The organism is Phyllobacterium phragmitis, assembly GCF_002980495.1.
GTDB classification, from domain to species: domain Bacteria; phylum Pseudomonadota; class Alphaproteobacteria; order Rhizobiales; family Rhizobiaceae; genus Paramesorhizobium; species Paramesorhizobium phragmitis.
The window spans coordinates 187240-201702 of sequence record NZ_PVBR01000006.1 but is presented as its reverse complement, the minus strand read 5'-3'; the positions used below and the strand labels follow the sequence as shown (position 1 = coordinate 201702).

The window sequence follows — 14463 nt, the reverse complement described above, 5'->3', positions numbered from 1 at the left end:
GCGGTGTTCAAACTGGGGCCGGTTTTTTATGGTCAGGAGGCACTTGTCACCTGTCCGAGCAGAGCGGCTTCGTCCAAGTTTCCAGAACTGCAGTCTCAAAAAAGCGCCACTCGTGGCCGCGATGCGACTACAACCAAAGGCAGAGAGTTGCATTTTGTACTGCACCAACCGGCGCGGCGCAATGACCAGAATCGGCGTGGCGGGAAGCGCTTCTTGCATTGGGCTTTTCCCGGCAGGCTGCAGTCGATCATTGTCTTTGCGCCACATCATGCGGACGACCCGTAAATTGCTCTCGCACTTGCTGAGGTGACGTCAACACAGCTTGGACATGATTTTGGAAGAAAAAGCCCTTTGGGCCCATGCCGATACCAAGGCAGTCCGCCTAGGGCAGCATTAAGAACGCTAAAACAAGTAAGAGGGAGGGGTTCCAAAATGAATGAGATCGACAGGCGTCTGTTTATGAAACTCGCCGGTGTGGCCGGCTGTGCGTTACTGGCTCGACCAGATTTTGCATTCGCCGACGAAATCGAAAATGTTTCGATTGCATGGGTGACCGACCCGGTTACCTGGGATCCCAATCAACGGCTGGCTCCCGACCCGCAAACAATTCTGAAAACCGTTTTTGATCAACCGATTGATCAGACACATGACCTCAAACTTGTGCCCGGCCTTTTGACGGAGTGGAAAATGGCGGACGACGCCATGAGCCTGCACGTTAAGCTCCGTGATGATGTGAAATTTTCTGACGGAACTCCACTGACCGCGGAAGATTTTCGCTATACCTACTATGAGCGTGCCGCCAACGGCGATAAAATCGACCTTGTCGTAGGCTTCGGCATCGTTTCGGACATCGAGGTTGTCTCTCCGACCGAAGCGATCATGCGGTTTTCAAAACCGTTCCCGGCGGCTCCGCAATGGCTCAGTTTCAGCGCCAGCTACGTCATCTCCAAGGCCTATGCGGAAAAAGTTGGCCCGCACGCTTTGCAGACGGAACCGATGGGATCCGGTCCCTATGTGCTCAAAGAGTACAAGCGGGACAGCCGCATCGTCCTGACGCGGCGCGATGATTACTGGGGTGAACTCCCCTCTATCAAACAGCTAACATTCGAGATCATCCCAGACCCGACTGCTCGCCTTGCTGCGCTTGAGTCAGGCACTGTCGATATCGCGACGGAATTGTCGATCCGCGATGTGAAACGCCTGCGGCAAAGCGGCAGCTACAACGCGGTCGCAAATCCGATAGCACGGATAATCTACGTCACTATCCGTGCTGATGGCACATTTGAAGATCACAACATTCGCCTTGCCGCACACCACGCCGTTGACAAGGAGCTTCTGTCAAAAGCATTTTTCGGCGGTGACGCCGTTACGATCGACGTGCCAACCATCCCTAGAATGCCCAGCTTTCCGCCCGATTTCCATTTCGCCTACGATCAAGACAAGGCGAAGGAACTCCTGGCGGCATCGGGTTACAGCACTGACAATCCCGTCAGCCTCGATTTCGCCACGACAAACGGCCAGTTTCCCGGTGACTATGATATCGCGCGCGCCATTGTGACGATGTGGGAAAAGGTCGGCATCAAAGCCAACCTGACTGTGATCACCGAGGCGCAGTGGTATGACCTCAACGCCTCGGGTAAGCTTCCGGACGCTTCCCTCTTTGTCTGGGAGAACGGGACTGGTGATCCCGAACTTTTCGCCGGGAACATGTTTGACGCGGACCTACCCTTTTCGACTTACAGGACCCCGGAAGTCACCGCCATGGTCAAGCCGCTGCTCAAGGAACCAGACTACGAAAAGCGTATCAAGGGATATGAGGAACTTAACAAATACCTCATCAATGAAGGGGCGATGGTTCCGCTCCTCCAAGCCATCCAAACTATTGGCTATCGAAAGGGCATCGCGCTGACGCCTTGGTCCAACGGTTTGATTCGACCGAGCGCAATCACATCTGGGTAGGCTGTATTCAGTCGAGATCTCGTCATCGCCAAATGCGGCGGTGACGAGCCTTGTCGGCGCTATGGAGGTATGGCTTTGATCAAAGCAGTTATACGCGTCATAGGTCGAAGGCTCTTGGCGATTGTTCCCGTTTTCGCTGTTGTTACGATACTCGTCTTCGGGGCATTGAGAATTCTACCCGTAGATCCGGCCCAAATGTCCCTCCCACCGTCTGCAACGATCCAACAGGTCGAAGATAAACGCGAAGAGATGGGTTTAAACAGGCCCATTTGGGAACAGTATACGATTTGGTTCAAGCGAGCTGTTGTCGGCGATCTCGGTGTGTCGTCTCAATATAGAATGTCAACGGCAACCATAGTACTGGAGCGACTGCCTGCGACAATCGAGTTGGTGATGTGCTCACTGGTTTTTGCCGTTTTCGTGGGCACGGTTGGTGGACTGCTGATATTTTCAGCCAACGGGACGCCCTTTGCGTCCGTTGGGATGATGGTTACGTCGGCGGTCATGGCTTTGCCTGATTTCCTGCTCGCTCTGCTTTTCATTCTGCTGTTCGGGGTTTTGCTGCCCATCTTCCCCGTCAATGGACGTCTTGACCCAGGTCTTCAGGTTCCCGTTCACACGGAGTTCCTGCTCGTCGATTCCCTTCTGACAGGCGATATCAAGATATTCGCAAGCGCTCTCAACCATATAGCGCTTCCGGTCATGGCTCTTGGTTTGGCATTTTCTCCGACTATTGTTCGCGTGCTACATTCGAGCCTGATAAACACCTATCAACAAAGCTATATTCGGCAGGCCCGGCTTCGTGGATTGAGCGACCGCGAGATCCTGTTCGGACAGGCCCTTAAGAATGCCATACTGCCGGTGGTCATTCTGGTCGGAACACAGTTCGGCGGCCTGTTCGGCGGCACGCTGCTTGTCGAAATGATCTTCTCCTTTCCGGGGCTTGGCAATCTGATGGTGAAAGCCATGCAGACGGCTGACCTGTCGGTCATCATGGCCATTGCCTTGATCTATTGCGCCACCACGCTGGTCTTCAATTCGTTGGCAGATGCCGCAGCGTATTTGCTAAACCCGAAGCTGAGGAACGGATGATGGGCAAATCGTTTCGTCTGCCCGATCTGAGCCTTCTGGTCGGGGGGGCTGTCGCAGCGCTCATTCTCATGTGCGGCATCTTCGCGCCATGGCTCGCTCCGTACAATCCGAATGATCAGGAGCTTCTCTATATACTTGCCCCACCTGTTTGGTCCGCAAACGGTTCGATCGAGCATCTTCTGGGGACTGACAGTCTTGGCCGTGACACGCTTTCCCGTCTTATCTATGGCGCTAGCACCGCAATGACCGTCGCCACTGCCGCGTCGTTCGGTGCAATGGTTCTGGGTGCCTTCTTCGCCCATTTGGCTGGTTATTTCGGGGGCTGGGTTGATTGGATCATCAGCAGGACCGTGGAGGTCTGGTTGTCTTTTCCACCGGTTGTCCTGTCGATGCTCTTGATCATCGGCCTGGGTGTTGGGACTGACAAAGTCATATTGGCCATTGTGCTGGTGGACTGGACCCGTTTCTGTCGTGTGTTGCGCAGCGAAGTACAGGTGGTCCGAGGGCAGGATTATGTCGCGTTTGCCCGTCTCATCGGATTTTCGCATGCGCGCGTGATCGTCAAGGAAATACTGCCGGCAACCCTGCCTATGCTGATCACTTTGCTCAGCCTTCAGATGGGGATTTCGGTTGTGGTCGAGGCGATCCTTTCCTTTGTGGCAATGGGCGTTCCGTCAGACGTGCCGGCCTGGGGCCAGATGATCGCAGATGCGCGCATCGACATGTATGAGGCGCCTTGGGGTCTTGCTTTGCCCATTTTTGCGATCTTTGTGACCGTCTTGAGCTTCAATCTTTTTGGCGAAGGCCTGCGGCGGACGCTCGATCCGCGTCAAACCGCAAATCGGGACGCCTGATCCGTGGCAGAGCAAAATATTCTCCACATCAAAGATCTCGATATTTCGCTGAGGACCGGCGACAGGATTCTGAGTGGCGTCGACCTGGCGATCGGTCCAGGCAAAATCCTTGGGGTCATTGGAGAATCCGGCGCGGGTAAGTCGATGATCGGCAGTGCCATCGCCGATACGTTGCCTGTTGGACTCTCAATCTCACACGGCTCGATCGAGTTCGACGGATTGAACCTGACAGACATGACTGCGAAAACGCGCCGTGATCTCCTGGGTCGGGATATCGGGTTCATTCCACAGGAGCCGATGACCGCCCTGAATCCGACGCTAACGATCGGTCACCAAGTTTGTCACCACCTTGCAAGAATCGGAATCAGAAGCGCACGAACGCGTGAACAGCGCGCTATCGATCTTTTCTCTGAAGTGGGGCTGGGCCGGCCAAGGGAGCTCTTGAAAAGCTATGCCCATCAATTGTCGGGAGGCATGCTGCAGCGAGTCCTGATCGCGATGGCGTTCGCCTCCAATCCTCGCCTTGTCATAGCGGATGAGCCGACGACGGCACTTGATGTCACCATCCAGTTGAAGGTCGTCGAACTCATTGCGAAGATGCGCGAAGCCCACAACACGTCTGTGCTGTTCATCACCCATGACCTGCAGCTCGCTGCCGACGTGTGTGACGATGTAGCCGTCTTGTATGCCGGACGCATTGTCGAAACGGGAGATGCACGAAGGATCATCAATGCGCCGAGGCACCCCTATTCAAGCTGCCTAAATTTGGCGACCCCAAACCTGACGGGACCGAAGACCCATTTGATGATTATGCCCAAAGCGATGCCGAGCCCGCTTGAACGAACTGCCATGGCCGGCTGCGAATTTGCACCGCGCTGTCCCGTTGCGGACGATCGCTGCAGCAGTTCGAGGCCCCTGTTGGAAGAAATTTCTGCCGCACATTGGAGCGCATGCCATTGGCCGGAGCGGACTGAAACGATTGCGACGCCTCCGCTGAAGGCAGATGACGAGGGCCTCGGCCTGGGAAGCAACCTGGTGCTAAGAGCGAGGGCCCTGGGGAAATCCTACCGCCAGCACGATTGGCTTGGTCGGGTGCATCAGGTTGAGGCATTGCGGGGTCTGAATTTCGAGGTGCGCGAACGCGAGTTCGTTGGCATTGTGGGTGAAAGCGGATCCGGCAAGAGCACACTGACGAAACTCGTCGTCGGGTTGGAAGACATTACAACTGGCGTTCTCGACGTCGTAGGCATGGATCGCGTCACAACGCCCCGTGACAATTTCTTCGATCAAGTTCAGCTTGTCTTCCAGGATCCGCAGTCTGCACTCAACCCGCGTCGTCGAATCGGGAGTCTGGTGACACAAAGCCTGGAGTGCCGTGACAGCGGGCTCTCTCCGTCAGCCAGAAAGCAACTGGCCAAAGACCTGCTGGTCAAGGTCATGCTGCCGCCAGATGTCATCGAACGATTCCCCGATCAGCTTTCCGGAGGGCAGAAACAACGTGTGAACATCGCGCGGGCTCTGTGTTCCAATTCTCGTCTTCTGATTGCCGATGAGATCGTATCGGGGTTGGATGTGTCCGTGCAATCGCAGATCCTGGAATTACTCAGAGAACTTCGTAAAGAAGCATCGTTCTCGCTTCTGTTGATATCGCACGACCTCGCGGTCGTCCGCCAGGTCTGCGATCGGACGCTGGTGATGTGCAGAGGCGAGATCGTCGAACAGGGTCCCGTGGAAGAAGTCTTCAACAACCCGCAACACGCCTACACGAAAGAGCTTATCGCAGCAGCGAAAGGAAACTCTCGGTGGCACCCCCATACTCTTAATCAGGAAGCCGAGAATGAGGCATTTGGAAAATGACATAGAACTTCTCGGTGCGGAGGCTCGATCCTTCCTGAACCGAGAGCATGGCGTTTTCATCGACGGCAAATCGGTCCTGGGAGAAGAGCGCTACGACATCGTTGACGCCACCACAGGGCAAACCGCATCCACCGCCACAAGAAGCTACCCACGTTGATGTTGACGCTGCGGTGATCGCTGCCCGCAAGGCGTTTGACGGGGTATGGGCGCGCAAGCGGCCACACGAGCGCGAGGCATGCCTGCTGCGTCTGGCGGATTTGCTGCTGAAAAACAGTCGCGAGATCTCGGAAATCGCATCCATCGAGTCCGGTCGGTTGCTGTCCAATACACGCGGGATTGACGTCGAGCATTCCGTCCTTGTGCTGCGGTATATGGCTGAAATGGCAACCAAGATAAAGAGCACCACACTGCCCCTTTCGATTCCCTACATGCCGCAAGGTGAATTCGATGGCTACACTTATCGCGAGCCGATTGGCGTCGTTGCGGCGATCGTTGCCTGGAACGTTGCACTCGGGATAGCGATCTGGAAAATCGCCCCGGCACTTGCGGCCGGATGCACGGTCGTTCTCAAGCCTTCACCGCAGACCCCACTCACCGCTTTGCGCCTGGCAGAACTGGCGGTTGAAGCAGGCATTCCAGAAGGTGTTCTTAATTGTCTTGACTGGTAGCGGATCGCAGGTCGGCGAGGCATTGGTGCATCAGTTTGGAGCTTGGCGGAAAGTCACCTTTCATTGTCATGGAGGACGCCGATCTCGATACAGTGATCCCGGCGGCCGCCTGGGGAATTTTCGCCAATCACGGACAAAAATTGCTGCGCTGGATCGCGCTTGTATGTCCATGCCAGCCGGTATCACGAAGTTGTCGAAGGTGTGGCCGGGATTGCACACTCGATCAGAATGGGTTCGCCTTTGCTGGCCGAAACGCAGATGGGACCGTTCACAAACTGTGCACACCGCGATCGTGTCCTTCAATTCGTTGAAGCCGGAAAGTCGGAAGGTGCGCGTCTGGTGACTGGAGGCGGAAGCCCTGATCATTCAGGTGCATATATCGAGCCGACAATTCTGACTGATCTGACATCCCGCATGACCCCTGTTGCCGAAGAAATCTTCGGTCCGGTTCTCGTGGCTGCACCATTTGAGGCGGACGAAGAGGCGCTGCAATTGGCCAATGATACCATGTTCGGGCTCGGGGCCAGCATCTGGAGCAACGACACACGAGAAATACGGATGAAGAGAAGAGGGATCAAGGCTGGCTCGGTATGGGTGAATGTTCGCAATGCACTGGATATGGCGCTCCCGTTCGGAGGTTGGAAGAATTCCGGTCAGGGTTTCGATCTCGGCGAAAAGGCCGTACTCGGCCACACAAGGGTAAAGGCAGTTGTCCAACACTTTACGTGAGCAATAACTTAAATAGATGTGCACCGGGTTCTTTCACAACATCGGCAGCAAGCATCTCACATTAACCGGCAGGCGGACCGGAAACTTCAGATTTTCGGATCCCGATCTGTTTCAGATCATTCGCTGACGGACATGGGTTTTCAGTTTTCCGTCTTTGAAGGCGGGTGGCCAGCCCAACTTTTAAAGGCCCTGCAAAAGACGGCACCATCAGCGTAGCCCAGCGCCTGTGCAATATCCGACATGGTCGAATTCTCTGCCGATAACAGGTTGCGAGCAAGTTCCTGGCGGCAAGACAGAGTGAGATTGCGGATCGTAGCCCCCTCCTCCCCTAGTCTTCGCTGGAGAGTTCTCGGCGTGAGGCCCAGTTCTTCGGCTAGAAGGCCGACAGTTATGTGCCGTCTTCCGATATAAAGCCCGATGAGTGATTTGACCTTGGAGCTTAGGCTCTGACCAACATAGGTCTGGCTCATGAGATCGGACATATGTCGCTCCAGAATCAGAGACAACTCCTTGTTTTCATTTCGATATATCTGAACCGCTTCTTCGCGGTTCATGACAATGCGGTTGCTGGACTGCTTGAATAAGACCGGCGACCTGAAGATTCTACGGATCACCTCGGGCTGAGCCGGCATTTCGTGTTCAAAATGAACTTCTAACGGTTTCCAGCTTGCCTTGAAGTTGGAGCGCACGAGCTGGCAGCTCGCGGCCAACGAATATTCCGCATCCTGTCGGCGCGGCCAGATTGAGTTGTCCGATATCCGGTAGCTCCAGACCAGAGTATCACCATCCATGACTATGTTGGAATTCGTCGTGTTCTGCAGCGAGTTGGCGAATTTCGATATACGATCGAACGCGTCCATGATTGACGGCGAAAGCGAAAAGAGCATTCCCACTGGTCCGATATCACCTGGTTTGAAAACCGCCCCAAGCTTGGCCCCGAAGAAGGGATCATCCAGCGCTGTGGCGGCATCTTCAAAGAAAGCGACAAAGCGCTGTAGCGGAATGACGGCATAGGGATCGCTGAGAAGCGGCCGCATGATGCCGTGTCGGGATAGAAGTTCGCGAGCTTTTTCTTGGCGATTGTCAAATTGCTCAAGCAGAAGCTTGATCGCCGACACTCTGATGAAGGCAACGGCTCTTGTCGGATTACGGGTTTCGTTCATGGTCGCGCCCCGCAAATTACCCGGAATTTGGCGCATATTATCAAATTAATGGCACACTTTGCAATACTGCGGCGCAAAGAAGGCTGCTTAAGTCTTGCAAATAACAATTGATAAAAAAGGGGTTCAAGATGAATATTGGAGATAGCACCACCATGCCCGCCAACAAGCTGGCGAGCAATTCTGTCGGCATTGCCCACATCGTCTTTTTCGTCGTCGCCGCCGCCGCACCACTCACGGCGGTCGTCGGTGCAACACCACCGGCCTTCGCGTTTGGCAACGGTGCCGGCGTACCCGGCGCTTTCATCCTGGCGGGTCTTCTGTATCTGATCTTCTCGGTTGGGTTCACAGCCATGAGCCGTCACATCAAAGGTGCCGGCGCGTTCTACACCTATATTGCAAATGGCATTGGCAAGCCTGCCGGTGTTGGTGGTGCCTTCATTGCGCTTCTCACATACAGCTCGGTACAAATCGCCGTTTACGGTCTTATCGGGGTCTTCACTCAGGGTGCATTTGCGGGCCTCGGCCTTGATCTGCCATGGTGGGTCTGGTCCTTCGCATTCCTGCTCATTGTCCATTTTGCAGGACAACGCAACCTCGCCTTCTCGGGAACGATCCTTGGCGTGTGCATGTTGGTGGAAATGGTCATTCTCCTCCTCCTCGACCTTGGCATCGTCTATCACGGCGGCGGACCGGAAGGGTTCAGCATGACGTCATTTGCACCGGCAACTGTCTTCGCACCCGGTCTCGGCGTATCGCTGGTCTTCGTTATCGGTTCGTTTATCGGCTTCGAGGCAACCGCAATTTTCGGTGAAGAAACGCATCGTCCGGAAATCACGATCCCGCGCGCAACCTATTTCTCCGTTCTGCTGATTACCGTTTTCTACGCATTTTCAACCTGGGCAATCGTTCAGTATTACGGACCTTCCAAAATCCAGGACACCGCCAAGGGCGCACTCGACACATTGTTCTTTGACGCGGCTACAGTCGTGCTCGGCCCATGGGCCGCCCATGCGATGAACATCTTGCTGATTACCAGCCTGTTTGCTTGCATCCTGTCCTTCCACAACACCTTGAACCGCTATTTCTTCGCACTTGGCCGGGAAGGGCTGGCATTCAAGGTGCTGGGCAAGGTCCATGAGATTCATGGTTCGCCCTATGTGGCGGGTATGCTGCAATCCCTCATTGCGGCCGCTACCCTGGCTGCCTTTGCCCTTGCGGAACAAGATCCGTTCGCAGTTGTGTTTTCCTATATGTCCGCACTAGCGGTTCTCAGCATCCTGACCGTGCAGGTGCTCGTCTCGATCGCGATCATCATGTTCTTCTGGAACAACCGGCGAGGCCATGGCGTGTTGAGAACGGTCGTCGCTCCGGCAGTCGCACTCCTGGGGCTGGCGGGAGGCTTGGTATTGGTGACCTCCAATCTGGATCTGCTTGCCGGAACCTCGAACATCGTCGTCAATTCCTTCCCGGTCGTCGTCGTCGCGGTTGGTGTTCTTGGCGCTCTGTTCGCCCTTTCGATCAGAAAAACCAGCCCTGCTCGTTATGCAGCGCTCGGCAAGATCTTCGAGGAATAGCAACTGACGGGCATTGCATCGCAATGCCCGTTCATGAACGTCTTCCGGAAGACACTCCCACAGAACCCGTATTTGACCAAGGCGGCTCAAAGGGGCTGCGCGGCCTGATCTCAACAACGCTAAAAGAGCTTTCAACAATGACTGAAGATACCAAAATCGACTTCGTCTATCTGTCCGAGCAAGACATGATCAAAGCCGGTGTCACCGATATGCCGGCTTGTGTTGACGCAATGGAAGAAATGTTCGGGCTATTGTACCACGGCGACTATCGCATGGCCGGCCCTAACAACGACTCCCACGGTGCTGCCATCAGCTTCCCGGAGACTTCGCCCTTCCCTGATATGCCAAAGCCGACCGCCGATCGCCGCTTCATGGCAATGCCGGCTTATCTGGGCGGACAGTTCCGCACCGCCGGCATGAAATGGTATGGCTCCAACATCGCCAATCGCGAGAAAGGACTCCCGCGGTCGATCCTCATGTTCTGCCTCAACGACGCAGACACCGGAGCGCCGCTCGCCTTCATGTCTGCCAACCTGCTTTCCGCCTACCGCACCGGCGCCATTCCAGGTGTCGGCGCACGTCATCTGGCGCGCAAGGATTCCAGAACTGTCGGCATTCTCGGTCCCGGCGTCATGGCCAAGACCACGCTTTCTGCCTTTATGGCAACCTGCCCCATGATCGACACGGTCAAAATAAAGGGCCGGGGCCAGCAGAGCCTCGACAGCTTTCTGGGATGGCTCAGCGGCACCTTTCCGCAGATCACCAATGTCGAGATTGTCGATAGCATTGAAGCCGTGGTGCGTGACTCGGATCTCGTAACCTTCTGCAATTCAGGCGCCGTGGGCGATCCATCGACCTATCCCAAGGTAAGACGCGAATGGGTGAAACCGGGCGCATTTCTGGCTATGCCAGCGCTTTGTGATATCGACGAGGGCATGAAAAGGCTTGATATCCGCAAGGTTGTCGACAACACCGGCCTTTATGATGCCTGGTATCACGAACTGCCAAAGCCCGCCCATGTTTATGTGCCAATTCTCGGCGTCAAGTTCATGGACATGATTGCGGAGGGCGCCATGAACCGCGATCAACTCGAAGACATCGGCAAAATCATCGCGGGCGACGCCCCTGGGCGCCAACATGATGATGAAATCATCATCATGTCTGTCGGTGGCATGCCGGTCGAGGACGTGGCCTGGGGCACCGTGGTTTATCGCAACGCGATCGAACAGGGTATCGGCGTCAAGCTGAACCTCTGGGATGTACCCGTTTTGCGCTGACGTGCATTCCGGGGCGGGCCCTTGATCCAATCCGATCAGCACGACCCGGCTTGCCCCATCCTTCATTCCCAGAAATTTCGGAGACAACATGACCAAGGTCGTTAAAATCAAGACAGGTTCCAAATTCGAGGACCATGGTAGCTACTCTCGTATCGTGGCGGTCGACAACTGGATTTTCGTGTCCAACACTGCGGGCCGCAATCCGCAGACCCAAGAGATCCCCGTGGATGTGACCGAACAGACCGTGCAGGTCTTCACCAACATCGAGCGCGCGCTTGCGGCCGTCGATGCGAGCCTCGCCGATGTCATTTCGTCCCGCGTCTTCATTCAAAATCCGGAAGACACGGCGGCGGTCATGACAAAGGTCGGCGAGAAATTCAGTGGCATCAATCCGGCCAGCACCGTGACATGCCCGCCGCTTGGCTCGACGGCCTACAAGGTCGAAATCGAGGTCACTGCCTATCGTGGCGCATCGAAAGCAGACATCGAAGAACGCGTCATTTCGCTTTGAAGATGGCCTTGCGGCGATGGCCTCAGCCATTGTGCCGTGCTGCCAATTTTCCACAGTCCCAAGGATGACATCCATGGCACCGACAATTTCTCCCGTTCAAACCTCCACCGCTTTTCCGACTTCGACTACGGTTGTCGTGATCGGTGCTGGGATCGTGGGACTGACAGCCGCGTTGACGTTGGCGGAACGGGGCATTCCGGTCGTGGTGCTTGAAAAAGGCAGGGTGGCGGGTGAGCAATCGTCGCGCAACCTTGGCTGGGTGCGCAAGATGGGACGCTCGGCACCGGACGTTCCGATGTCATTGGCTGCCGATCGGCTCTGGGCAACCATGTCCGAGCGCGTTGGAGCCGATGTCGGCTACCGTCGGGCCGGCATTATGTATCTTGCCCGTACGGAAGCCGAAATGCCGATGCATATGGACTGGCTCAAATCTGTGAGCCACTTGTCGCTTGGTTCCAGACTCTTGAGCGCCAAGGACATTGATACGCTGGTGCCCGGCGGACAAGGCACATGGGCGGGCGGCATCTATACCGCGTCTGACGGCCGCGCCGAGCCCACGCTTGCTCCAAGCGCAATTGCCAATGCCGCCATCCAGAAGGGTGTGGTGATCATTGAGAACTGCGCTGTCCGTACGCTGTCGCTTGCGGCCGGACGGGTGAGTGGTGTTGTTACCGAGCGTGGGGAAATCCGCTGCGATCAGGTTCTGCTGGCTGCAGGTCTGTGGTCGCGCAGGTTCCTCGGCAATCTCGGCGTCTCGCTACCGACGCTGCCACTGGTTTCGTCGGTTATCCGTACCGCGCCTATGGATGGCCCAACCGAAATTGCAGTGGGCGGTCCGGATTTTTCGTTTCGCAAACGCAAGGACGGGGGCTTTACCATTACCCAGCGCGGTGCCTTGGGCGCACCCTTGATGCTCGATCATTTGCTGATCGGCTTGCGCTATATGCACATGCTGCGCGGACAGCGCGATCTTCTGCGTATCAGCCTCGGCAAGGACTGTCTCACGGATATTTCCATGCCGCGCCGCTGGGGGCCAAAAAGCAAGTCGCCCTTCGAACACATCCGCACGATGGACCCGCCAGCAGATGCCGCCATCAACGCCGAGGCCATGCGTAACCTGACAGCGGCCTGGCCTGCCTTCAACGGCACAGTGATTGAGGAAGTCTGGGCCGGCATGATGGATATCACGCCCGACTCCCTGCCAGCGATCGGGCCAGTCGCCAAGGTGCAGGGGTTCACCGTCGCGTCGGGCTTCTCGGGACACGGCTTCGGGACAGGTCCTGCAGCCGGACAACTCGCAGCCGATCTTCTCACCGGCAGCACGCCGATCGTTGATCCTGCCCCATACCGGCTGGAACGCTTTTAACACCGCAAATCCATGAACTGAATTATGCAGGTTTTGGTGGCAGGCGCGCAAAGCTGCGGGCTTTTGCCAAATGCGGATCAGAAGCCGAACCACGCATCTTGAAGCCCAAACATGGAGCTGTTCGAGACTCGCTCTGGCCTGATCCGCAAAATTATCGGCCGCTTCAGTCATTCCTTGTCTTGCCTCTTCATGACAGTTTTTGCAGATCAAAAACAGAAGAGTAGTCTCCATGCTTCAAGATAATCGTGAGCATCCCATTGACGACCAGAGCTCGTCGACACTGATCGACTTCATCTACCTTTCCGAGCCGGACATGATACGCGCGGGCGTCACCAACATGGCAGCGTGCGTGGACACGATGGAAGAGATGTTCGGGCTGCTCTACCATGGTGACTACCGCATGGCAGGGGCGAACAACAATTCTCACGGTTCGGTGGTGATTTTCCCGGAGACCTCGCCTTTCCCCTATATGCCCACGCCGACCCCTGATCGCCGTTTCATGGCGATGCCAGCGTATCTGGGCGGTCGCTTCCGCACGGCTGGCATGAAGTGGTACGGCTCCAATATCGAAAACCGGCAGAAAGGACTGCCGCGCTCGATCCTGATGTTCATCCTCAATGACGCGGACACCGGGGCGCCGCTGGCGGTCATGTCGGCCAATCTCCTTTCGGCTTATCGCACTGGTGCAGTACCTGGCGTCGGCGCGCGCCATCTTGCGCGCAAGGATTCACGGGTCGTCGGCATCCTCGGACCGGGCGTGATGGCCAAGACCTCACTCTCGGCTTTCATGGCGGTCTGCCCCCAGATCGATACAGTCAAGGTCAAGGGCCGCGGCAAGAAAAACCTGGACGCCTTTCTGAATTGGATTTCGGAAACCTTGCCTCAGATCACCAATGTCGTTGTCGTCGATAGCGTCGAAGAAGTGGTCAGGGATTCCGATATCGTGACCTTCTGCAATTCGGGCGCAACAGGTGATCCTTCGACATATCCCATGGTGAAGCGCGAATGGGTCAGTCCTGGCACCCTCCTGTCGATGCCGGCGCTGAGCAATATCGATACGGGCATGGAGTCGCCTGAAATCCGTAAAGTTCTCGATAATCCCGGTCTTTATGAAGCCTGGTATGAAGAAAATCCCAAGCCGGTCCACAATTCGATCCCGGTAGTTGGCATACGGTTCATGGACCTGATTGCCGAAGGCAGGATGTCTCACGATCAGCTTGAAGACCTCGGTAAGATCGTTGCAGGGGAAGCACCGGGACGCCGCGATGATGACGAGATCATCATCATGTCCGTGGGCGGCATGCCCGTCGAGGACGTGGCTTGGGGCACTGTCGTCTACCGCAACGCGGTCCAGGAGGGGGTCGGTGTCAAACTGAATCTCTGGGACGTTCCCGCATTAAGGTGAACCTGACC

The 14463-nt window shown here is 56.0% G+C and carries 12 protein-coding genes; 11 read left to right on the top strand and 1 reads right to left on the bottom strand.

The features are described from left to right. Positions 1–432: 432 nt before the first annotated feature. The 6 genes from C5748_RS10485 to C5748_RS28565 all read left to right on the top strand — a co-directional run bounded on the left by C5748_RS10485 (position 433) and on the right by C5748_RS28565 (position 7159). Positions 433–1959 carry an ABC transporter substrate-binding protein gene (locus C5748_RS10485; RefSeq protein ID WP_105741879.1) on the top strand — a complete coding sequence of 509 codons (1527 nt, stop codon included), beginning with the start codon at positions 433–435 and terminating at the stop codon, positions 1957–1959. Positions 1960–2034: 75 nt separating this feature from the next. Then, complete coding sequence (locus tag C5748_RS10480; protein WP_158259840.1) at positions 2035–3051, top strand: ABC transporter permease; 1017 nt, start codon at positions 2035–2037, stop codon at positions 3049–3051. Next, positions 3048–3905, top strand: coding sequence for an ABC transporter permease (locus tag C5748_RS10475; protein WP_105741877.1), 858 nt, complete (start codon positions 3048–3050; stop codon positions 3903–3905). Before C5748_RS10480 ends, C5748_RS10475 begins: the two co-directional genes overlap by 4 nt. A 3-nt stretch (positions 3906–3908) precedes the next feature. After that, the gene (locus C5748_RS10470; RefSeq protein WP_105741876.1) at positions 3909–5762 is read left to right on the top strand and encodes a dipeptide ABC transporter ATP-binding protein; all 1854 of its coding nucleotides are present in this window, start codon (positions 3909–3911) and stop codon (positions 5760–5762) included. Positions 5763–5809: 47 nt separating this feature from the next. Continuing rightward, positions 5810–6430, top strand: a complete 621-nt coding sequence (locus C5748_RS28570) for an aldehyde dehydrogenase family protein (RefSeq protein ID WP_199194761.1) — start codon at positions 5810–5812, stop codon at positions 6428–6430. Between the two features lie 159 nt (positions 6431–6589). Continuing rightward, complete coding sequence (locus C5748_RS28565; protein ID WP_199194760.1) at positions 6590–7159, top strand: aldehyde dehydrogenase family protein; 570 nt, start codon at positions 6590–6592, stop codon at positions 7157–7159. 140 nt (positions 7160–7299) lie between these two features. On the opposite strand, the gene C5748_RS10460 is transcribed toward C5748_RS28565, so the two are convergent. Next, complete coding sequence (locus C5748_RS10460) at positions 7300–8322, bottom strand: AraC family transcriptional regulator (RefSeq protein WP_105741974.1); 1023 nt, start codon at positions 8320–8322, stop codon at positions 7300–7302. A gap of 128 nt (positions 8323–8450) precedes the next feature. On the opposite strand from C5748_RS10460, the gene C5748_RS10455 reads away from it, so the two are divergent. The 5 genes from C5748_RS10455 to C5748_RS10435 all read left to right on the top strand — a co-directional run bounded on the left by C5748_RS10455 (position 8451) and on the right by C5748_RS10435 (position 14455). Continuing rightward, entirely contained in the window at positions 8451–9896 is a 1446-nt protein-coding gene (locus C5748_RS10455) for an APC family permease (RefSeq protein WP_199194759.1), read from the top strand. Positions 9897–9919: 23 nt separating this feature from the next. After that, on the top strand, positions 9920–11173 hold the full coding sequence (locus tag C5748_RS10450; protein WP_199194758.1) for an ornithine cyclodeaminase family protein: 1254 nt from the start codon (positions 9920–9922) through the stop codon (positions 11171–11173). Between the two features lie 88 nt (positions 11174–11261). Continuing rightward, complete coding sequence (locus C5748_RS10445; protein WP_105741875.1) at positions 11262–11684, top strand: RidA family protein; 423 nt, start codon at positions 11262–11264, stop codon at positions 11682–11684. Positions 11685–11757: 73 nt separating this feature from the next. Continuing rightward, entirely contained in the window at positions 11758–13050 is a 1293-nt protein-coding gene (locus C5748_RS10440; RefSeq protein ID WP_105741874.1) for an NAD(P)/FAD-dependent oxidoreductase, read from the top strand. A 229-nt stretch (positions 13051–13279) separates the two neighbouring features. Beyond that, positions 13280–14455: an ornithine cyclodeaminase family protein gene (locus tag C5748_RS10435; protein WP_105741873.1), complete on the top strand. Its 1176-nt coding sequence runs from the start codon at positions 13280–13282 to the stop codon at positions 14453–14455. The last annotated feature ends 8 nt before the right edge of the window (positions 14456–14463 follow it).